Origin of the sequence: Pseudomonas solani, from assembly GCF_026072635.1 — a bacterium.
GTDB classification, from domain to species: domain Bacteria; phylum Pseudomonadota; class Gammaproteobacteria; order Pseudomonadales; family Pseudomonadaceae; genus Metapseudomonas; species Metapseudomonas solani.
In genome coordinates, this window is the sequence record NZ_AP023081.1 from 5,665,353 (window position 1) to 5,684,665 (window position 19,313).

Below are 19,313 nucleotides of genomic sequence, written 5' to 3' on the forward strand. Positions count from 1 at the left end.
CATGAGCATCCTGAACGGACCCCGACTGAACTTCTGGGGCGGCATCCGCACCGACGTGAGCCTGCCCAACAACTCGCCGACCATTCCCATGGGCACCGGCGGCTCGCAGACGCTGAACCTCTTCGACCTGCCCAACTCCCAGGTGGCAGCCGAAGCCGCCAGCTACAGCGACGACCAGCTCAACGAACTGATCAACGCCCCCAATGGCGACTACTACACCGCCGGCGGCTGGAATCATTACGGCCAGCACGTGGTGGACATGCAGAACGTGCTGATCAGCTCCCAGGGCACGCCGGGCGCCATCAGCACCACCGGCGACCTGGTGGGGCAACCGGTCTACCTGCTCGGCTCCAAGGACCCGGTGACCAACCAGCCGCCGGTTTCCGGCCCGATGATGGTGGACCTCGACCCCACCAGCGGCATCACCACGCAGATCTACATCGGCGGCCTGCAGATCGGCGGCACCAGCAACCCGCAACTGGTGATCCAGGCCGACGTGGTGGCCAGCAGCTTCGACGTGGCCAAGCGGCTGCTCGTGGGCGAGACCGATGCGCCGGGCTCGTCACCGCTGTCCGGCACCTTCCAGGTCACCTTCCCGCTGAGCGCCGTCGTCAGCTGGAACCAGAACAGCGCCATGCTCAAGTCCATCATCCAGGCGCCGGGCGCCACCGGCATCGTGGTGCGCTTCGTGATGTTCGAGATGTGCCCTGGCATGACCACGCCCCAGCTGGACGCCGACTACGCCGCCGGCCAGTACACCCCCAACCCCAGCATCGGCCGGGTGGTCGGCACCCTCGCCCCGGCCTTCGCCGGCGAGCCGCTGATCTGCCCAGTCGGACGCCAACTGGTGAACGGCAAGACCGGCGGCACCGGCTACGCGGAGGTGGTCGCCCTCAAGGGCCAGAACCTGCTCAGCCTGGACATGCTCAACCTGATCCCCAAGGCCACCTTCCGCGCCGTGCGCACCGACATCACCAGCCCCATCGGCCCGAACATCGACTACGGCCCGGTGAGCATCAGCGCCGGCGGCACCACCCTGGTCACCCTGCCGTCGAGCAACCCCTACCTGCTGGACTACTACCTCTACGGCGGCATCCTCGACCAGGCCCTCAATGCCACGCAGCTCACCCAGGTGAATGGCTCGCCCCTCAGCCTCTCCGCCCCCAACACCGTCGCCGGCACCAAGCTGGCGGTGAGCGAGATGACCTACCGGCTCTACTGCGACCAGCGCAACCTGTACATGGACGAGTACCCGGAAGGCGTTACCCTCGACCTGCAGGTGCGCTACCTGGGCGGGCCGGTGCCCGCCGCCGGAAGCATCACCCTGGCCGCCTCCTCCCCTGGCAGCTACGAGGATTCGAAGTACTGGGACCTGCTCGACTACCCCGCCACGTTCGCCATCGCCAAGGGCCAGACCAGCGTCCAGATCCCCATCAGCTGCAAGGCCGGCACCACCGCCCAGGCGGGCTATACCAACCTGGAATACTCCCTGGAGGACGGCAGCAGCTTCAGCAACTTCCGCATCTACTCCATCACCGACTTCGGCATCCCCGCTGGCAGTGTTCCCACCTGGGACCAGGTCTACCCGGCCGTGCTGCGCTTCCACTACCTGGCCTTCCCGGCCATGTCGCGGTTCATCCCGCTGAACCAGCAGGACGCCATCTGGAACGCCCGCGCGGCCATCGTCGCGCGCACCGCCGATGCCTATCGCGGCACCACCCTGTACATGCCGGTGGTGCGTTCCATGTCGCCTAGCCAGCGGGCGCTGCTCAAGGCCTACCTCACCAGCACGCCCTGGCAGCCATGAGCAGGAGGCACCCATGACCGTGACCATCCCCCCCTCCCCACAGGAAGACCTGCGCCGTTCCACCGTGGTCGTCGAAGGCCTGCTCAACCCTCGGGGCCTGTGCCTGCAAGCCGACGGCAGCCTGCTGTTGGTGGAAGCCGGCTCGGGCCACCCGGACGCGCCCTTCAGCGGCCGTATCAGCCGCCTGCGCCCTGCACCGGGCAGCCCCGGCGCCTACCTGGCCGCCGAGCTCGTCGCCGAGGGCTACCGCTCCATGAACATGCAGGTGCGCATGCTGCGCGACGAGATCATGGGGCTCTCGGACATCGCCTGCGCCGACGGCCGCTGCCTGGCCAGCCTCACCGACTACGTCGAAGGCTCGCGGGTGCTCGACCTGGCGCAGCACCCGCCCACGGCGGTGTTCCACAGCCGTGGCAACCTCAACGCCCTGTGCTTCCACCCCAGGCGACGCACCTGGCTCTCGGTGAAGCCCGATACCAACCAGGTGGTGGAGTTCGACGACCAGGGTGAACGGGTGGTCGCCCAGATACCCGACATGGACCAGGGCCAGGACGCGGTGCCGGTCACCCTGGTGTACGAGCCCACCACCGGTGCAGTCCTGGTCAGCCTGTTCTCCGGCGAACGCCGGCTGGACCCGACGCGCCAAGGCGTCGACTTCGTCGAACGGGCCGGCCAGGTGATCCGCGTCTGGCCAGAGGACGGGCGCATCCAGCCGCTGATCACCGGCCTGCAACTGCCCACCGGCCTGGCCCTCACGCCGGGCGGCGGGCTGCTGATCCTCGAGCTGTGCCGCTCCCTGCTGCAGCCCCTCGGCCCGGACTGGCAAGGCGAAGCCCGCCACGGCGGCTTCGAGCGCTTCAGCGGCCGCCTGCTGCACTGCGACCTGGCCACCGGCACCACCCGCGTCCTCGCCACCGGCCTGGACACCCCCTCCAACCTCTGCCTGCTGGACGACGCCGTGCTGGTCAGCGAAGGCATGGGCCTCCACGGCCGCCCCCTGCCCCTCCCCGGCGGCGGCACCACCCCGCTGGATGGGCGCATACGGCGGGTGCTGTTGCAGGGGTATCTCTAGAGGCGGATCTCCCGTGGCGGCGTGCCTGTCGCCACGGGATATTTTCGTTACGTAACGCTTTCTTTTTTCCGTTACGTAACTAGAATTGCGCCGTCTCCCCAGGAACGGCCCCATGAACACCCCCGAATCCCGCAAACGCGGCCGCCCCGCCACCGGCAACGCCATGAGCAACGCCGAGCGCCAACGCGCCTACCGCGAGCGCCAGGCGAAAAAGCGTAACGCCGAGGCCGTAACGTTAAATGAGCGAGCCCAGCAAACCCTCGAAAGCAGCGAACAGCTGCGCGCCCAACGCGACCTGGCGCTTCTGGTTCAGGCCCAGGCGGAACAGAAGGCGCGGGAATGGGAGGCCAAGGCCAAGTCATTGCTCAAGCAGTTGCGCGAACTGGAACAGCGCAAGGACGCCCCGCTGGCCTGGTACCAGGACCCGGGCCTGGAGGCGGTCTATGTCCTGGAGTCACGCCTGCGCGAGGAGAAGAACTGGAAACGCGTCGCCTCCATGGGCGCATTCACCCGCAAGGAAGTGGCGGATGAATGGCTGAAATCCATGGTGGCCCACAGCAGCATGATCGAGTACCGGGTGAACCGGATCAGGTTCAAGACCGAATGAGTCAGGCCGCTCTCTTGAGCCGCCAGTAATACGCCAGGCAAGCCGCGATGCAGACGAGCGAGAGGATGCCGAACAGCTGCGAGGGGCGATCCACCGCTGTCGCCACGCCATACAGCGGGTAAGGCAGGCAGGCCAGGAGCAGCCACAGCGCCGACCGGCGTGAGAAGAACAGCAGCGCACCGGCGAGGGTGAGGAGGAGCGCGAAGAGGTAGAGCCCGGCGGCCCCGAACAGGGAGATGCCCCCGGTCCTGAGCAGCTCCCAGATTTCCCCGCTGTGCCACAGCAGCACCAGGAACGGGATGGCGCCGGCCGCGATAATCGCCAGGCGCAGCGCAATGGGGTTCTTGCTCGATCCGTCGGCAGTCAGCTCCGCCGGGGAAGCCGATGAAGGGGATTGATAGGGGTTGTCCATGCCAGATGCTCCTTATGAGAGCTGCGAATCTACTGCCCTTACGCCCAGGCCACCAGCTCGATTCCGATCTTTCGCTGGCCCGGCATCCGTGGCCTGCAGCCCTGCCGCCGCTTCGATAAACCGAACCACGGAACCCCATCCGCAGTCGAAAACCAGGTAGGACCCATTAACGTGCCAACCGTGGCCGAGGTATCGGCGCGGTGCGGCCGTACATAAGGAGACCCACCGATGGTCACTCACTACAAGGTCGCCGGCCACCTCGCCTGCGGTCATCACGGCAACAACCTGGTTTCCACCACTGAACTGGCACGGGTCAAGTGCCGCACCTGCCGCAACACCGAAGTCTTCAAGGAGGCCCGTCGCACCGCGCGCAATGCCGCACGGCGTGCCGCCCGCAAGGCCAAGGCCGAAAACGCCGCCAACGATTGGCGCAGCAGCTGGGAGCAACACCTCGCCGCCCTGCCCGGCCGCCAGCGCCTGCCCCGTGGTTTTGGTGAACAGGGCTTCGTCTGACCCGCACGCGGGGCCGCTGTCCTGGCGGCCCCGCCTTCGCTCCGCCCTTCCCTACAGCCTTTTGCCGCAACGCCGCTGGCCTCGCCAATGGCGCCTGGCCGACAATCCCCCGCAGCCCTGAGCCCATGCTTTCCTGGAACTGGAATCCGCGATGCAGAACGCTCATATCGGCCTGGTCATCATCGGTCTCATCATCGCTTTTGGCCTGGTGCTGTTCTATTTCGACCACCTGCGCGAGCCCCGCAAGCCGCCACCCGCGGAGGATGAAGCCACCTGAAACGCCAACGGCCCGGTTTATCCGGGCCGTTGCGTTGTTGGGGTGCACAAACCGTAGGTTGGCGCCGAGCGCAGCGAGGCCCAACGGTGCGGTGCTCGACATCGCTACGTTGGGCTTCGTACCTCAGCCCAACCTACGTGCTGCATACGCGTGGCACCGATCAACTGACCAGCACCACCCCGCCCGGCAACTCGGTGACCGTGGCGCCGTAGGCGTCGCGGATCAGGGCGGCGACTTCGGCCAGCTGGTCGAGGCGGAAGCGGGCCTGGACCTTGCGCCGGCCGAGTTCCTGGTTGACCAGCAGGATCATCCCCGGGCGGTAGCGGTTTATCTCGTCGATCACCGTGGCCAGGGGCGCGTCGTCGAACACCAGCAGTTGTTGGCGCCAGGCCATGACCACTGCGGGGTCGAAGGCGATCGGTTCGCTGCGGCCGCCTGCGTCATAGGTCAGCTGGCGGCCGGGCGGCAGCAGCAGGCTGCGCCCGCGCACCTCCACCGCCAGGCTGCCTTCCAGGCAGGTGACGCAGATGGCCTCGCCCACGGCGCGGACGTTGAAGCGTGCACCGGCGGCATCCAGGGTGCCGGCCCCGGCCACCACGCGAATCGGCGCCTTCGCCAGCACTTCCACCTCGCCTTCGAGCAGTTCGATGCCCGCCACGCCGCCGCCCAGGGGGCGCCGGTTGATGCGGGTACGGGTGTTGAGTTCGAGGGTCAGCCCCTCGGCGAAGTCCACACGACGCTGCTCGCCCACTGCGGTGCTGTAGTCGGCGCCCATGCCGGGAAGCGCGTCCGGCAACCAGGGGCGCGCCATTACCACGGCCAGGGACGCGGCGATGGCACCACCGAGGAAGGCACGCCGGCCGAAGCGCCGGGGCGGCAGGCTGGCCACCAGCGGCGCAGGCTGCTGCAGCGCCAGCGCGGCGGGCGCAAGGGCCTGCCACAACGCCCGGGCACGGGTGAAGGCTGCGCTGTGGCGCTCGCTTTGCGCACACCACAGGCGGAAGGCCTCGGCGTCACGGGTGGTCGCGCGGCCGGAGGTGAGGCGGAGCAACCAGGCTCGGGCTTCTTCCTCCAGCCGGGTCTGCCCGGCGGTGCCGGAATCGGGTGCTGTCATGGCGTCGTCGTTCAACCGCAGCTGTTCTCGGGAGTGATCGCGGGGCGCTCGTTCAGCCCCTCGACCCTATGACTGTTTTCCGGCGCCGGGACCGAACCGTTGCACCACTTTTCTTTCCAGGCGCGCTGCGCAATAGCCCAGCGCGGCCTTGAGCTCCTTCTCCACCATGCGCGTGGAGATGCCGAAACGCCGGGAAATCTCCAGGTGCGGCACCTCTTCCATGCGCGCCGCGATAAGGATCTGCCGACGCCGTGGCGTCAGCTCCGCCAGCGCCGTGACCAGCGCCCGGATCTCGATCTGCCCGCCGACGATCACCGCCGGGTCGAGGTGCTCCTCGGCCAGGTGCAGCAGGTCCTCGACCTCCTCGCCGGTGAGCAGGCGCGCGTCCTGGGCACGGCGGTCGGCGGCGACGTTGAGGGCCATGCGATAGAGGTAGGCACCGGGCTTCTGCACGCCTTCCGGCTCGTCCATGCGATCCAGGCGCAGGTAGGTTTCGTGGAGCACATCGTTGGCCAGGTCATCCGACCCCAGGCGCCGTTTCAGGCGCGTCCTGAACTCCTCGTAGGAAGCCAGAAACAGCCTGAGCATGGTGCCACGCTCCTTGTTATTCATGCCCCCGCAGCTCCTTCCCACTTGTTGCATTCCATGCTGGCGGCCGCCTCCGGAACCACCAGCACGGTGACCGGCTGGGGCAGGGATGACGGTGGCGCCCTGTCGATCATCAGGCCACGCAGGCTTTCCACCAGTGCCGCATCGCGCCGCAGGTTGCCGGTGGGCCCCAGCAGGCGGCTGTGCTCCACCCGGCCGACGGGGCCTATCCAGAGCTGCAACGCGGCGCGGTAGCCACCGGGCCGGGTCAGTGGTGAACGGCACAAGGCCTTCGCCAACGCGCCCTGCAGGGCCGCCGCGAAGCTGCCCTGTTCCCAGCGCGTCGCCGCACCGTGGTTGCGCCCCGCAGGCGCCGTCGAAACCTTGGCCGGCAACACGGTGAAGGCCCGGCCCTCGCTGTGCTGGGCCATGAGCCCGGTACCGGTCAGCAATCTGGCCAATGCCTGGCGTGCGCCGAGCCGGCCGTTGACCGACGCCGAGCGCCGCCCGCGCGTCAGTTCGCGGTCCACCAGGATGGCCATCCCGGTCAGCTCGCTGAAGCGCTCCAGGGCCTGGGACAGGTCCTGCGCCGGCAGGTCGAACTCCAGCGGGCCCTCTTCGGCCCGGCCCTCACCCGCGAGCGCCATGCATGGCAACGCCGCCAGGCAGCAGGCTGCGACGAAGAGGACGATCAGCACCGCTGGCGCGAGGCAGCCCCTCGCCACGGCTTCCATTGACATAGGCGGCTTCCGACCCGTACTGCGTGTCGATGCATTGCTGGCTTGACCCAGGAAGGCAATCCTGAGGTCTGTTCATGTCGATTGTGTGACGGGCGTTGCAAAAAAGACTTCGCAGCGATGACGGCGCTTTTACCGTAGATTTCCCGGCAATGATCCAGCATCTGGAGGCAATCATGCCCGCACGCATCGCCCTCGCCGGCCTCGTTCTCGCCCTTGCACCGCTGTTGGCCAGCGCCGATGAAGGAACCCCGCAAGGCAGTTGCATCAGTGCCGAAGTAAACGGCTACAAGGCCTTGTCCTATGACTGCCTGAGCCAGCGCCTGGCCAACCCGGATGGCGCCGAGGCGGCCCGCCGCAACCAGGCCGCCCTGCAGGTGCCCATCGAACGCCGCCCGGCCAACCAGCTGGGCCTCGCCACGCCGGCCGCTACCGGCGTGCGCATGGGCGCCAACTTCGGCCACTCGGTGCAGCCGCAACGCCCGGCGCCCTGAGCCGCGCCAGGCAACCGCTCTAGCCCGCCACTTTCAGCGCAGCCCGCGCCGCTCCTGCTTATTCATTTATCGAATTTAAAAAGACAAATTAATTCTTTTTTGTCCGCTTCAGCCCCCTGCCAGAATCGCCTCGCCAGCGGGCAACCCCCTCCGGCGAACGGCGGCGCTTCCCACCCGGAAGCGACCGCCCCCGACAGATGAGCGGAGCCCGGCCATGTGCGCCAGGGCCCGCCAAAGGAGCTGGATATTCATGAAGAAGCTGACTGCCCTCACCGCCCTCGCACTCGCCCTTTCCACCCTCTCCGGCCTGGCCCAGGCGGACCGCCTCGATGACATCCGCAAGGCCGGCGTCCTGCGCGTCGCGGCCTTCGACAGCAACCCGCCCTTCGGCTTCGTCGATGGCGAAACCAAGCAACTGGCCGGCCTGGACGTGGACTACGCCCGCGCCATCGCCGACAAGCTCGGGGTCAAGTTGCAGCTGCAACCCACCAACCCGGCCAACCGCGTGCCGCTGCTGGTGGCCAACAAGGTCGACCTGGTGCTTGCCAACTTCACCATCACCCCGGAGCGCGCCGAACAGGTCAACTTCAGCATTCCGTACTTCTCCTCGGGGCAGCAGTTCATCGTCAAGAAAGGCACCCTGAAGAACACCGACGACCTGAACAAATGGCGCGTGGGCGTCGACAAGGGCACGGTCAACGAAGGCGTGCTGCGGGAGAAATTCCCCGGCGCCAAGGTGGTGGCCTATGACGACACCCCCTTCGCCTTCACCGCCCTGCGCAACGGCCAGGTCCAGGCCATCACCCAGGACGGCCCCAAGCTGATCGGCCTGCTGGCCAACGTGCCAGACAAGGACAAGTACGAAGTCCCGCCCTTCACCATCTCCAGCGACCTGATCGGCGTCGGCATTCCCAAGGGTGAAACCGCGCTGACCGAGTACGTCAACCAGACCCTGCAGGAGCTGGAAGACAAGGGCCGCGCCCAGGCCATCTACGACACCTGGTTCGGCCCGGACACCAAGACCCCGCTGGCGCGCCTGTACAAGATCGGCACGGTGCACTGATCGCGCCATGAACCGGTGGGCCCGCGCCTGGAGCCCACCGACCACACCGCACGCCTTCCCTCCCCGATCCCCGCCTATGCGGGGATCACCCATTGAAAGACCTCGACAATGTTCGGCGACCTCCTCGCTCCCCGTTACCTGCATTGGCTGCTGGACGGCTTCCTGCTGACCCTCTGCACCTCGCTGCTGGTCTGCGTCATCGGCACCCTGCTCGGCGCCCTGGTCGCCGTCGGCCGCCAATTGCCCGGCCGCCTGTCCTGGCCGGCACGCAGCTACCTTTCGGTGCTGCGCAACACACCGCTGCTGGTGCAGCTGTTCTTCTGGTACTTCGGCGTGCCCGCGCTGCTGCCGGAGGAGCTGGTGTTCTGGCTCAACCTGCCCCATGAGCTGGCGTTGGGTTCGGTCACGCTGGCCTGGCCCTCCTTCGAATTCCTCGCCGCCGCGCTGGGCCTGTCGCTCTACACCAGCGCCTTCATCGCCGAAGAGCTGCGCGCCGGCATCGCCTCGGTGCGCCCGCAACAGCGTGAAGCGGGTATGGCGCTGGGCCTGCGACCGGGCCAGGTGTGGCGCTACATCATCCTGCCCCAGGCTTTGCACACGGCCTTGCCGCCGCTGTTCGGCCAGTACATGAACGCCCTGAAGAACAGCTCTCTGGCCATGGCCATCGGCCTTGCCGAGCTGTCCTACGCCTCGCGCCAGGTGGAGACGGAAACCTTCAAGACCTTCCAGGCCTTCGGCATCGCCACCCTGCTCTACCTGGGCGCGGCGATCGCCATCGAAGTGGCCGGCACGCTGATCCACCAGCACCGCCGCCACGTGCGCGGGGAGGCCTGAGATGGATTTCTCGGTGATTCTCGACAACCTCGATTACTTCCTGCTTGGTGCCTGGCCCGATGGCCCCCTGGGCGGCGCCGCGCTGACCCTGCTGCTGTCGCTGCTCTCGGGCATCGCCTCGGCGGCACTGGGCCTGGTCCTGGGCATCGCCCTGGCGGTGCTCGAAGGCCGGTCGCGCCTGGTGCTGCTGGCGGTGCTGGGCTTCTTCCGCGCCATTCCGGTGCTGATGCTGATCTTCTGGAGCTACTTCCTGCTGCCGGTGCTGTTCCAGGTGGATGTGCCGGCGCTGGCGACCGTGGTCTGCGCGCTGTCGTTGATCGGTGGCGCCTACCTGGCGCACTCGGTGTGCGCCGGCATCCAGAGCCTGCCGCACGGCCAGTGGGACGCCGGCCGCGCCCTGGGCCTGCGCCCCTGGCAGGTGCTGCGGCTGATCATCCTGCCCCAGGCGCTGCCGATCATGCTGCCGTCCTTCCTCAACCAGTGGGTGTCGCTGATCAAGGACAGCTCCCTGGGCTACGTCATCGGCGTTGGCGAGCTGTCCTTCGTCGCCACCCAGGTGAGCAACCGGGTGATGGTGCACCCGACCGAGGTGTTCCTCTTCGTGGCGTTGTTGTATTTCGTGATGTGCGCAGGGCTCGATTTGCTTGCGCGGGTGGCGAGCCGTAACCCAAGTCGTAGGTTGGGTTGAGGTACGAAGCCCAACGGTACGGGGTTGGAGATTGCACCGTTGGGCCTCGCTGCGCTCGGCGCCAACCTACATGCCCGTATCCTGGCGACGTTGACGGCGATTGATGGGTTTCGCTGCGCTCTACCCACGGGCTGAAGCCCGGGCTACCGGGAGCGGCTAGGCGAAATGCCGGTTGGCGATGCGTTGCAGGCCGAGGTTTTCGCGCAGGGTGCGGCCTTCATATTCGCGGCGGAACAGGCCCAGGCGCTGCAGTTCGGGGATCACCAGGTCGACGAAGTCCTCCAGCCCGCCGGGCAGGTGGGTGAACAGCAGGTTGAAGCCGTCGGCCGCACGTTCTTCGTACCAGCAGGCCATTTCCTCGACTATCTGGCTTGGCGTGCCCACCAGCAGGCGATGACCGCCGGCACCCAGCGTGCGCAGCAGCTGTGCGGCGGTGGGCTTCTCGCGGCGGATCAGGTCGACCACCAGTTGCTGGCGGCTCTTGTGGCGCTCGGTGAGCGGCAGCGGGTCAGGCAAGACCACCGGCGCATCCGGCGGCAGGCGTTCCAGGTCGATGCCGATGTCCAGCAGAAAGGACAGCGCCTTGAGCGCCGCCTCCGGGTCCACCAGGGCCTGCAGTTCTTCGTGCTTTTCCTCGGCCTCGCTGGCCGTGCGCCCCACCACCGGGGCCAGGCCGGGGAATACCTTGAGTTCATCCTCCCCGCGCCCGGCCCGGGCCAGGCGGCGGTGGATGTCGGCATGGAAGGCCTTGCCCTCCTCCAGGGTCTGTTGCGCGGTGAACACCAGCTCGGCGGTGCGTGCCGCCAGGGCGCGGCCAGCCTCGGAGGAGCCGGCCTGGGCGATCACCGGCCAGCCCTGCAGGGGCCGTGGTGCGTTGAGCGGGCCGCGCACGCGGAAGTGCTCGCCCTCGTGTTCGAGCACGCGCATGCGCGCCGGCTCCAGCCAGGTGCCGGAGGCCTTGTCCAGGGGGAAGGCGTCGTCCGCCCAGCTGTCCCAGAGCCCGGTGACCACCTCGAAGAACTCCCCGGCGCGCTGGTAACGGTCGGCATGCTGCAGGTGCTCGGCGCGGTTGAAGTTCTCCCCGCCGATCAGCGCCGTCACCAGGTTCCAACCAGCGCGCCCGCCGGACAGGTGATCCAGCGAGGCGAACTTGCGGGCGATGTTGTAGGGCTCGTTGTAGCTGGTGTTGGCGGTGGCGATCAGGCCGATGTGCTGCGTGGTCACCGCCAGCGCCGGCAGCAAGGTCAAGGGGTCCCAGCGCAGGCTGTACGCGCTGCTACGCAACACGCGCGGGTCCAGCTCGCCCACCGCCACGTTGTCGTTGAGGAACAGCGCATCGAAGCGCCCGCGCTCCAGGGTCTGGGCGTAGTGCCGGTAGCGCTCGAAGTTGATCGAGGCGTCGGCATCCGCCCGGGGGTGCCGCCAGCTGCCGGCGTGGGCGCCGGAGCCGGAGAGAAAGGCACCCAGGCGCAGGCGGCCGTCACGCCTTGCCATGGCTGGGCTCCTGCTCGGCAGCCGCCTCGACGGGCGCAGCGGCCTTGGCCCGCAGCAGCACGGCAACGCTGGCCCACACCAGCAGCACGCTGGCAGCGAGGAACAGCATCACCGCCTGGTAGCCCTGTAGGAAGGCGCCGTGCACCCAGCCCTGCAGCACCTCCGGGGCCTGCACCAGGTGCTCGCCCAGCAGTGCAACGCCCTGCTCCGGCGCTGCGGCAGCACGGGCCAGCCAGTCGGTATCCGCCGGCACGCCCGTGGCGCCGGCCAGTTCGTGAGCGGCGAAGCCGCGGTAGATGCCCACGCCCACGGCCAGGCCGAGGCCGCCGCCGACGTTGTGCAGGGTCATCAGCGAGCCCATGGCCACCGAGCCCACCTGCTGCGGCACCGAGGAGATGCCCAGCACCGTGGACGGCCCGAGGATGCAGGCCCAGCCCAGGCCCATCACCGCGAAGGCGCCGAGCAGGTGCGGCAGTGAGGTGCCTTCGCTGAAGCCGGCCTGCAGCAACGCGGACAAGGCGAAGAACAACAGCCCGGCCTGGATCAGCAGCGCCGGGCCCTTGCGGTCCACCAGGCGCCCCACCACCGGCGAGAGCAGCGCCACGCCCAGGGTGGTGGGCAGCAGCAACAGCCCGCTGGCCTGCACGCTCTCGCCACGGATCAGCGACAGGTACAGCGGCATCACGAAGAAGGCCACGCAGTAGAACAGCGCCAGACCGAAGCTGGCGCTGACGGCCGCGACGAAACGGCGATTGGCGAACAGGCGCAGGTCGACGATGGGCGCACGCACCCGCAGCTCCACCGCGACGAAGGCGATGAACGCCAGCACCGCCAGGCCGACCAACCCCAGGGTGGTGGCCGAGGCCCAGCCCCAGGCGCCGCCCTGGACGATCACCAGCACCAGGCTCGGCAGCCCCACCAGCAGCAATGCAGCGCCGGCCCAGTCGAGCCGGGCGCCATCCTGCTCGGCCCGGGACTCGTCCGCCGCCAGGGCGATGATCGCCAGGCTGAGCAGCACGAAAGGCACGTTGACCAGGAAGATCCACTGCCAGCCGAAGGCACTGGTGATCACCCCGCCGAGCACCGGCCCCACGGCAAGGCCGACACCGTTGACGCCGAACAGCACGCCGAAGGCCTTGCCCTGTTCCTCGCTGGCGAAGGTGGCCGAGACGATGGCGCCGGAGGCCGTGTAGAGCACCGCGCAGGCCAGCCCCTGGGCCACCCGCGCCGCCACCAGCGTATCGATATCGGACGCCAGCCCGGCCCCGAGGGAAGCCAGGCCGAATACCGCCAGGCCGATGTTCAGCACCCGTCGGCGGCCATGCAGGTCGGCCAGGCGGCCCACCAGCACCATGGCGCTGGACAGCGCCAGGATGAATCCGTTGATCACCCATTGCAGCCCGCCCACCGAGGCATTCAGGTCGGCCTGCAGGGCCGGCAGCGCGGTGTTCACGATGGTGAAATCCACGCAGCCGAGAAAACTGGCGATGCTCACACCGAGCAAGGCCCACCATTTGCGTTGCTGTTGCGCAAAAACGCTCATGGAAACTCCTATCCGTCATTCAGGTTGGAGGCCATCGTCCGTGTGGCGTGGGGCCGTTTTGGGTGCGCTTTATTCGCGGATGAATCCGCTCCCACGTGTAATTCATCAACCTCCCAGTCGTGTGCCGAGGTGGGTTGGCGATGCTGGGCATCGCTGGGCGAATGAATTCGCCCCTACAGGGAACGATCGTGCCTTGTGGGAGCGAATTCATTCGCGATGGCGGCGCAAGCCGCCCTCAGATCGCAATCGCACTCCCGGCCCAAGCCGGGTGCACGGCGCCCGGCAGGGTGAAGGGGATCGGGATGCCGCGCTTCTTGAACTTCAGCGGCAGCCAGTGCACGCGGTCCGGCGCATGGGGTTCGATCAGCAGGCGCCGGGCGGTGGCCATGGCGTTGGTCATCTGCTGCGGGTAGATCACGTAGTCGTAGCCCTCCTCCGCCCAGAGCGGGAGGATGATCGGCACCTCTTCGAGGATGTATTCGCGGCACTGGGCGGCGGCACGCTCGGTGTCGGCGTCCGGGTCGCGCAATCGGAGGCGCTCGATGAACACGCCGATGGTGGCTTCGATGGCGCCGCGCAGGTCCTCGCTCTCGCGGTACAGCTGGTTCACCTGCTGGCGCAGTTCGGCGTAGCGGTCGGAGGCCAGCTCCTGGTTCCAGCGGCTGATGGTCACCGGCGCTTCCAGGCCGGCCAGGTACTTGCGGTTGCGCGCCAGCCAGGCATCGCCGTCGCGGATGGAGGCAGAGAGCGCCTCCCCCGGGGATTTGCCGTGCTTGTTGTGGCGCTGCAGGGTGTCGGCCACCACCACCTTCACCCGGCTGAAGCCGGACTTGTTGATCAGGTGCACGGTGGAGCTGAGCTTCTGCTCCTCGTGGTATTCCTGGCCCACGCTCACGGCCAGCACGCAGTGCTTACCGGTGAAATCCAGTTCTTCGCCGCCCTTGTTGAAATAGGCCTTGAGGTTGATCGCTTCCACATCGCTCATGTCTTTAGCTCCAGTAGGCAAGGGGCTGGTCGTCGCCGAAATAGCCGATGAATACACCGAGGGTGACCCGGGTGGCGGTGGCCGAGGGGCGCACCGCGTGGATCAGCCGGGGATTGAGGAAGATCAGGTCGCCGGGCTCGGGCTTGATCACCAGATCCGGCGGCGGCAGCAGGTGGCGCTCGATGCCATAGGCGCGCTCGCCGCGCAGGCGGTCGTACTCGATCTCGTCGGGGTGGATGCCCCAGATCTCCAGCTCGCCGCCGTCTTCGGGTATCTGCAGGTAGATGTTGGTGGAGAGCTGGGTGAGCAGCTTCGGTTCGTGGTCCTGGGGCGCGTTGCGTTCCAGGTTGTCGGTGTGGGGCGTGAGGTCGACGCCATTGCCCTGGAAGCGGGCGATGCCGACGAAGCACTTCTCGCCGTTCACATCCAGCAGCCGCGCGCCCTTGGGCCAGGCCTCGTCGAGCAGCAGGCGCAGCTCGTCGATGGGCGACGCCAGGGGGCTGAACACGCTGCGGATCTTGCGGATGTTGGTGATAGCCTGGCGGTGATACTCCAGGCGGCTGGCCTCGTCGCCGATCTCGATATAGGCCTTGCCCAGGCGCACGAATTCGGTCTGCTCGCTGAAGGCGCCGCGCAGCTCGTGGCGGCTCAGGCGGTCGAGCGCCAGGGCCACGGTATCGGCCGAAGCGAAGCCTTTGATGAGAATGCCGTAAGTGCGGGCGTGGATAACATCGTGTATATGCGCTGCGGTCAGTTCTTCGACCGTGGTAATGGTCAGCATGAAGACTCCTTGCGTATCCCTGAAAGTTGTCATTCGGATTAACAGCAGGCGTCCCTGCCTGTTATGTGTGCGTGATCGAACGATCACCTGAGTTGCATATTCAACAAGCGCCAAGGGCTTGTGAAATATCGTTTTTCTCTAGCATCAAAACTTTGTTTCCAATTAATACGGGGTTATTTCAAATCAACCCGAACAACTATTAACGCCACGCATGAAGATTATGAAAATTACAGTTCAAAGTTGCGGAAAACAGCAACTTTAAATGCGATTTCGGCCAACTTATCGGGCACTGTTGAACTGTCGATCCACCTGGGTTTCGGCTTCGAATCCCGGGCCGATCACGCCCTCGTCCTGGTACAGCTGCGCGGTGTCGGCCAGGTCCCTGACCAGGGCCTCGTCCACGTCCACCCGCCGAGGCTGCGAGTAGCGGTTGGAGCGCAGGTGCACCTCCAGTGGCAGGCCGCTCTGCTGCGCCTGGAGCGTCGAGAATTCCTCGACATGGGCATTGGCCCAGTCCCAGGCGCGGCCCACACGCTGGAGGAAGTCCCGCAATTGCTCGGGCTTGTCGCGGATCGCCGCCGGGTTGGCCACCAGCAACATGTTGCCGGCGAACAGCCCCTCGCCACTGACCAGCACCCGCGTGCCGCCCTCCATCTGCACCATGCTGGTGTAGGGGTCCCAGGTGGCCCAGGCATCCGCCTCGCCATTGGCCAGCAGGCTGCGTGACTCACCCGGCTGCAGGAACACGAACTGCGCATCGCGCCCGCTGCGGCCCACCGAACGCAAGGCCGCCAGTGCCAGGTAATGGCCGATGGAGCCCCGCGTGGTGGTGATGCGCCTGCCCACCAGGGACGCCGCGTCGGTGAGGGGCGAGCCCTCGGGCACCACGATGGCCACCGCCGTGGGCGTGACCTTCAGGCGCACCACGCCCACCGTCTTCAACCCGGCACCGGCCGAGGCGGCGAAGACGAAGGGCGCGACGCCCAGGGTGCCGATGTCCACCGCGCCGGCGCTCAGGGCCTCGGCCGTGGGCGCCGCCGCACCGAAGGAGGCGAACTCGATGGGGTACGGCACTTCGTCCAGCTCGCCAGCGGCCTGCAACAGCACCTTCAGCGAGTTCTTCTGGCTCGACACCCGCAGCGCCTCGGCGCCCAGCGCGGGGCAGAACCCAGCGCCAGGCACAGCAGGCCCATCAGCACACGGCCCTTGCCCATCATCAGAACGCCAGGCTCACGCGGCCGTAGTAGTAGCCGCCACCCAGGCCGTAGGGCGAGAACATGCCGTACTCGTAGGTGCCGGCCCAGGGCACGATGCCGATGCTGTCCGGGTATTCGTCGAACAGGTTGTTGGCGCCCAGGGCCACGGTGAGGTTCTGGGTGACGTCGTAGGCGACGTCGATATCGGTGATCCACTTGGCGCTGTAGGTGCGGTCGTTGGCCGGGATGTTCGAGCCTTCGGTGTATTCGCCGTAGCGGGTCAGCGTCAGGTTCAGGGTCCAGTCGTCCACCTTATAGTTGGTGTTGAGGATCCACTTGTCCTTGGGCGTGGCCTTGGTCAGGTCGGTCTGCTGCTGGCGGTCGAAGAGCACGTAGCCGGCGCCCAGGCTGGAGAGCTCGGACGGCGTCTCGGCGAGGTCGCGGATGGTGGTCTTGTTGTGGTTGTAGGCCAGGCTCCAGCGCACGGTGCCGTATTCGTCCAGCGGCTGGCGGTACTCGGCCACCAGGTCGACGCCCTTGGTGCGGGTGTCGGCAGCGTTGGCGAAGTACTGGCCGGAGAGGTTCGGCGACAGGCCGTTGGCGACCAGGATCGCCGACACCGCGGAGCCGGTGAGCACGCCGGTCTGCAGGATGCGGTCGTCGATGTCGATCAGGTAGAAGTCGGCGGTCAGGCGCAGGCGGTCGGTGGGTTCGGCGGTGAAGCCCAGGCTGTAGTTGCGCGAGGTTTCCGGCTCCAGGGTCTCGGCACCGAGGGCGATGGCTTCCGGCGAGCCGGGGCGCATCTGCTTGGTGCGCGCGGTGGTGGTGGAGCCGCCGCTGCCGAAGATGGTCACCGAGCTGGTGGAGGAGAACACGTTCTGCGCCAGGGACGGCGCGCGGAAGCCGTTGCTCACCGCCGCCCGCACCGCATAGCCGGGGGCGAACTCGTAGCGGGTGGTGAACTTGCCGCTGGTGGTCTCGCCGATGTCCTGGTTGTACTTCTCGTGGCGCAGGGCGAAGGCGGTGTACCACTCCGGCGTGATGTTGAGCCCGAAGTCCACATAGGCGGCGCCGCTGTGGCGGATCATGTCGCCGGCGTCCTCGGGGGTGGTGCCGTTGACCGAGAACAGGCCCGGGTCCGGCCGCGTGCCGGCGCTGGGGCCGCTGGGGATCACGTAGCTGCCGTAGTTGTAGGAGTTGGGTTCACCCTCGGTGAGCTCGTATTTCTCCCAGCGGTATTCGATGCCGAAGGAGGTTTCCAGCGGGCTGCTCCAGCCGATGTCCAGGGCGCGGCTGAAGTCCAGGTTGGTGGTCCACTGGTCGAAGATCTCGTCGGTCAGGTGGAAGCGGCGCTGGCTCCGCAGCGGGTCGTTGGAGAGGTTGATGTTGTTGTCGGTGTAGAGCTTGGCCTTGTCGCGGCCGTAGGTGGTGGAGAGGTCCCAGTCCCAGTCGGCGGCCAGGCCCTTGATGCCGCCGAGGAACTGGTAGTCGGTCTCCTCCACTTCGCGGGTGGCCTGGCCGCCCTTGGGGTACGGCGCATTGGGCAGCCAGTTGGTGGCGGTGATGTCGGTGGGCGCGCGGTGGCCGAGTACCTTCTTGCCGTCGCGGTAGCTCAGGGTGGAGAAGGAGTAGAGCTTGAGGTCCTCGCCCAGGGGCAGCTCCAGGTTGTAGGCGCTGCTGTAGGTGCGGTCGCGGCCCAGGCCGTATTCCTCGCCCCAGCCGTGGCGCTGGGTGATGCGCGGGTCCGGCTGGCCGTTGGCGAGGGTGCCGAAGTTGCCGCGCACGGCGCCGGCGCGGTCGTAGGGTTCCTGCACCTTGGCGTCGAAGGAGAGGTTGAAGAAGCCGCCCTCCCCCAGGCCGAAGCCGAAGTTGGCCGCCTCGTGGCCAGTGGTGCCGTCGCCGCTGTAGTACTGGCCGAGGGAGCTGTCCGAGGTGATGCCTTCCGCGTCCTTCTTGAGGATGATGTTGATCACCCCGGCGATGGCGTCGGAGCCGTACTGGGCGGCGGCGCCGTCACGCAGCACCTCGATGCGCTCGATGGCGGCGGTGGGGATCAGGTCCAGGTCCACCGGCACGGCGGCGGTGCCGACCCGGGCGTTGTTGTTGATCATCGCGGTGTTATGGCGGCGCTTGCCGTTCACCAGGATCAGCACCTGGTCACCACCCAGGCCGCGCATGCTGATGCCGCGCACCAGGAAGGCGGTGCCACCGCCGTTGATGGTGGGCGCGTTGAAGGACGGCAGCAGGCGCGTGAGCATGTCCTTGAGGCCGTTCTGGCCGCTGGTTTTCAGTTGCTCACCGGAGATCACATCCACCGGCGCGGGGCTGTCGGTCACGGTGCGCTGCTGGCTGCCGCGCACGCCGGTCACCACCACCGTGGACAGGGTCGGGTCGCTGGCGGCCACAGCCTCGCCGCCCAGGGCGAGGAGCAGCGCGGCGCTGATCGGGGAAAGCGAGAAGGTCTTGCTGAAGGCGTTACGCATCACGGGACTTCCTGTAGGCGACCGCAACCCGGCCGCATCTGGCTCGTTCAATGGGGAGGGAGTGGATCAGCGGGCCTTGGCGGCCACCGCCTCGACCTCGATCAACGCACCGGGCAACACCAGCCCGGCCACCTGCACCGTGGTGCGGGTCGGCTTCAGCGGCTGCTTCTCGCTGCCGAAGAACTGCCGGAAGCCGCGCTGCAGGCCCTCGAAGTCCATGCGCCCATCGAGCTTCGGGTCACCCACCAGGTACACCCGCAGTTGCACCACATCGCCCAGGCCGAGCCCGCGCGGCGCCAGGGCGGCCTCCACCTTGCGCAACACGGCGATGGTCTGTGCCTCGGTGTCGCCGGCGGCGCGCAGGTCATCCTTGGCGGCCTTGGGATCGGCCGGGTCAGGGAGGATGCCGGAGACGAAGGTCAGCGCCGTGCCGGCCGGCAGGGTCGCCGACTGCAGGATCGGCGAGTTGGGATAGGTCGAAGGCACCCGCTCGATCTCCGCGGCGTGGCCAGCGGCGGCGAAAAGGACCCCCAACCCCAGAAGGGCGTGTTTGAAAAGCATCGCGAAAGCTCCAAGGTTTTCAACGCCAGCCTCGGAGGTCCGCTACCTGGCAACTAGGTTCTGG

20 protein-coding genes are annotated in these 19,313 nt (G+C 67.5%); 9 read left to right on the plus strand and 11 right to left on the minus strand.

Going from position 1 to position 19,313, the window contains the following annotated elements; all coding sequences use genetic code 11:
* The first annotated feature begins 1 nt into the window (after window position 1).
* The 3 genes from PSm6_RS25560 to PSm6_RS25570 all read left to right on the plus strand — a co-directional run bounded on the left by PSm6_RS25560 (window position 2) and on the right by PSm6_RS25570 (window position 3,486).
* Complete coding sequence (locus PSm6_RS25560; protein ID WP_021221913.1) at window positions 2–1,807, plus strand: hypothetical protein; 1,806 nt, start codon at window positions 2–4, stop codon at window positions 1,805–1,807.
* Window positions 1,808–1,820: 13 nt separating this feature from the next.
* Entirely contained in the window at window positions 1,821–2,879 is a 1,059-nt protein-coding gene (locus PSm6_RS25565; protein ID WP_265168594.1) for a hypothetical protein, read from the plus strand.
* A gap of 112 nt (window positions 2,880–2,991) precedes the next feature.
* Window positions 2,992–3,486 carry a hypothetical protein gene (locus tag PSm6_RS25570; RefSeq protein WP_021221911.1) on the plus strand — a complete coding sequence of 165 codons (495 nt, stop codon included), beginning with the start codon at window positions 2,992–2,994 and terminating at the stop codon, window positions 3,484–3,486.
* Between the two features lies 1 nt (window position 3,487).
* Here the strand turns inward: PSm6_RS25570 and PSm6_RS25575 are convergent, their stop codons facing one another.
* Window positions 3,488–3,898 carry a hypothetical protein gene (locus PSm6_RS25575; protein ID WP_021221910.1) on the minus strand — a complete coding sequence of 137 codons (411 nt, stop codon included), beginning with the start codon at window positions 3,896–3,898 and terminating at the stop codon, window positions 3,488–3,490.
* Window positions 3,899–4,126: 228 nt separating this feature from the next.
* Here PSm6_RS25575 and PSm6_RS25580 point away from each other — a divergent pair, with 228 nt between their 5' ends.
* Together PSm6_RS25580 and PSm6_RS25585 are read left to right on the plus strand one after the other, a co-directional pair.
* Window positions 4,127–4,411 (plus strand): hypothetical protein, encoded by a 285-nt coding sequence (locus PSm6_RS25580; protein ID WP_021221909.1) that lies wholly within the window; start codon window positions 4,127–4,129, stop codon window positions 4,409–4,411.
* A gap of 151 nt (window positions 4,412–4,562) precedes the next feature.
* Window positions 4,563–4,688 (plus strand): hypothetical protein, encoded by a 126-nt coding sequence (locus tag PSm6_RS25585; protein ID WP_021221908.1) that lies wholly within the window; start codon window positions 4,563–4,565, stop codon window positions 4,686–4,688.
* A 160-nt stretch (window positions 4,689–4,848) separates the two neighbouring features.
* Here the strand turns inward: PSm6_RS25585 and PSm6_RS25590 are convergent, their stop codons facing one another.
* From PSm6_RS25590 to PSm6_RS25600, 3 genes are all read right to left on the minus strand, one after another.
* Window positions 4,849–5,802 (minus strand): FecR family protein, encoded by a 954-nt coding sequence (locus PSm6_RS25590; RefSeq protein ID WP_265168595.1) that lies wholly within the window; start codon window positions 5,800–5,802, stop codon window positions 4,849–4,851.
* A 66-nt stretch (window positions 5,803–5,868) separates the two neighbouring features.
* On the minus strand, window positions 5,869–6,414 hold the full coding sequence (locus tag PSm6_RS25595) for an RNA polymerase sigma factor (protein WP_184490438.1): 546 nt from the start codon (window positions 6,412–6,414) through the stop codon (window positions 5,869–5,871).
* Window positions 6,411–7,130: an STN domain-containing protein gene (locus tag PSm6_RS25600; RefSeq protein WP_265168596.1), complete on the minus strand. Its 720-nt coding sequence runs from the start codon at window positions 7,128–7,130 to the stop codon at window positions 6,411–6,413. Before PSm6_RS25600 ends, PSm6_RS25595 begins: the two co-directional genes overlap by 4 nt.
* A gap of 173 nt (window positions 7,131–7,303) precedes the next feature.
* Here PSm6_RS25600 and PSm6_RS25605 point away from each other — a divergent pair, with 173 nt between their 5' ends.
* The 4 genes from PSm6_RS25605 (at window position 7,304) to PSm6_RS25620 (ending at window position 10,206) form a co-directional block, all read left to right on the plus strand.
* Window positions 7,304–7,621: a hypothetical protein gene (locus PSm6_RS25605; protein ID WP_184490439.1), complete on the plus strand. Its 318-nt coding sequence runs from the start codon at window positions 7,304–7,306 to the stop codon at window positions 7,619–7,621.
* Window positions 7,622–7,871: 250 nt separating this feature from the next.
* The gene (locus PSm6_RS25610) at window positions 7,872–8,684 is read left to right on the plus strand and encodes an ABC transporter substrate-binding protein (RefSeq protein ID WP_265168598.1); all 813 of its coding nucleotides are present in this window, start codon (window positions 7,872–7,874) and stop codon (window positions 8,682–8,684) included.
* 108 nt (window positions 8,685–8,792) lie between these two features.
* Entirely contained in the window at window positions 8,793–9,518 is a 726-nt protein-coding gene (locus tag PSm6_RS25615; RefSeq protein WP_265168599.1) for an amino acid ABC transporter permease, read from the plus strand.
* Window position 9,519: 1 nt separating this feature from the next.
* On the plus strand, window positions 9,520–10,206 hold the full coding sequence (locus PSm6_RS25620; protein ID WP_265168600.1) for an amino acid ABC transporter permease: 687 nt from the start codon (window positions 9,520–9,522) through the stop codon (window positions 10,204–10,206).
* A gap of 156 nt (window positions 10,207–10,362) precedes the next feature.
* On the opposite strand, the gene PSm6_RS25625 is transcribed toward PSm6_RS25620, so the two are convergent.
* From PSm6_RS25625 to PSm6_RS25655, 7 genes are all read right to left on the minus strand, one after another.
* Window positions 10,363–11,700, minus strand: coding sequence for an LLM class flavin-dependent oxidoreductase (locus tag PSm6_RS25625; RefSeq protein ID WP_265168601.1), 1,338 nt, complete (start codon window positions 11,698–11,700; stop codon window positions 10,363–10,365).
* Window positions 11,687–13,243, minus strand: coding sequence for a DHA2 family efflux MFS transporter permease subunit (locus PSm6_RS25630; protein WP_265168603.1), 1,557 nt, complete (start codon window positions 13,241–13,243; stop codon window positions 11,687–11,689). The genes PSm6_RS25625 and PSm6_RS25630 overlap by 14 nt, the downstream gene beginning before the upstream one ends.
* A gap of 235 nt (window positions 13,244–13,478) precedes the next feature.
* Window positions 13,479–14,228, minus strand: coding sequence for a tRNA-dependent cyclodipeptide synthase (locus PSm6_RS25635; RefSeq protein WP_265168604.1), 750 nt, complete (start codon window positions 14,226–14,228; stop codon window positions 13,479–13,481).
* A gap of 4 nt (window positions 14,229–14,232) precedes the next feature.
* On the minus strand, window positions 14,233–15,009 hold the full coding sequence (locus PSm6_RS25640) for a 2OG-Fe(II) oxygenase (protein WP_021221897.1): 777 nt from the start codon (window positions 15,007–15,009) through the stop codon (window positions 14,233–14,235).
* Between the two features lie 279 nt (window positions 15,010–15,288).
* Entirely contained in the window at window positions 15,289–16,143 is an 855-nt protein-coding gene (locus PSm6_RS25645; RefSeq protein WP_265168607.1) for an aliphatic sulfonate ABC transporter substrate-binding protein, read from the minus strand.
* Window positions 16,144–16,225: 82 nt separating this feature from the next.
* Window positions 16,226–18,688 (minus strand): TonB-dependent receptor plug domain-containing protein, encoded by a 2,463-nt coding sequence (locus PSm6_RS25650; RefSeq protein ID WP_043242848.1) that lies wholly within the window; start codon window positions 18,686–18,688, stop codon window positions 16,226–16,228.
* Window positions 18,689–18,754: 66 nt separating this feature from the next.
* Window positions 18,755–19,249, minus strand: coding sequence for a RidA family protein (locus PSm6_RS25655; RefSeq protein ID WP_265168609.1), 495 nt, complete (start codon window positions 19,247–19,249; stop codon window positions 18,755–18,757).
* Window positions 19,250–19,313: the final 64 nt, after the last annotated feature.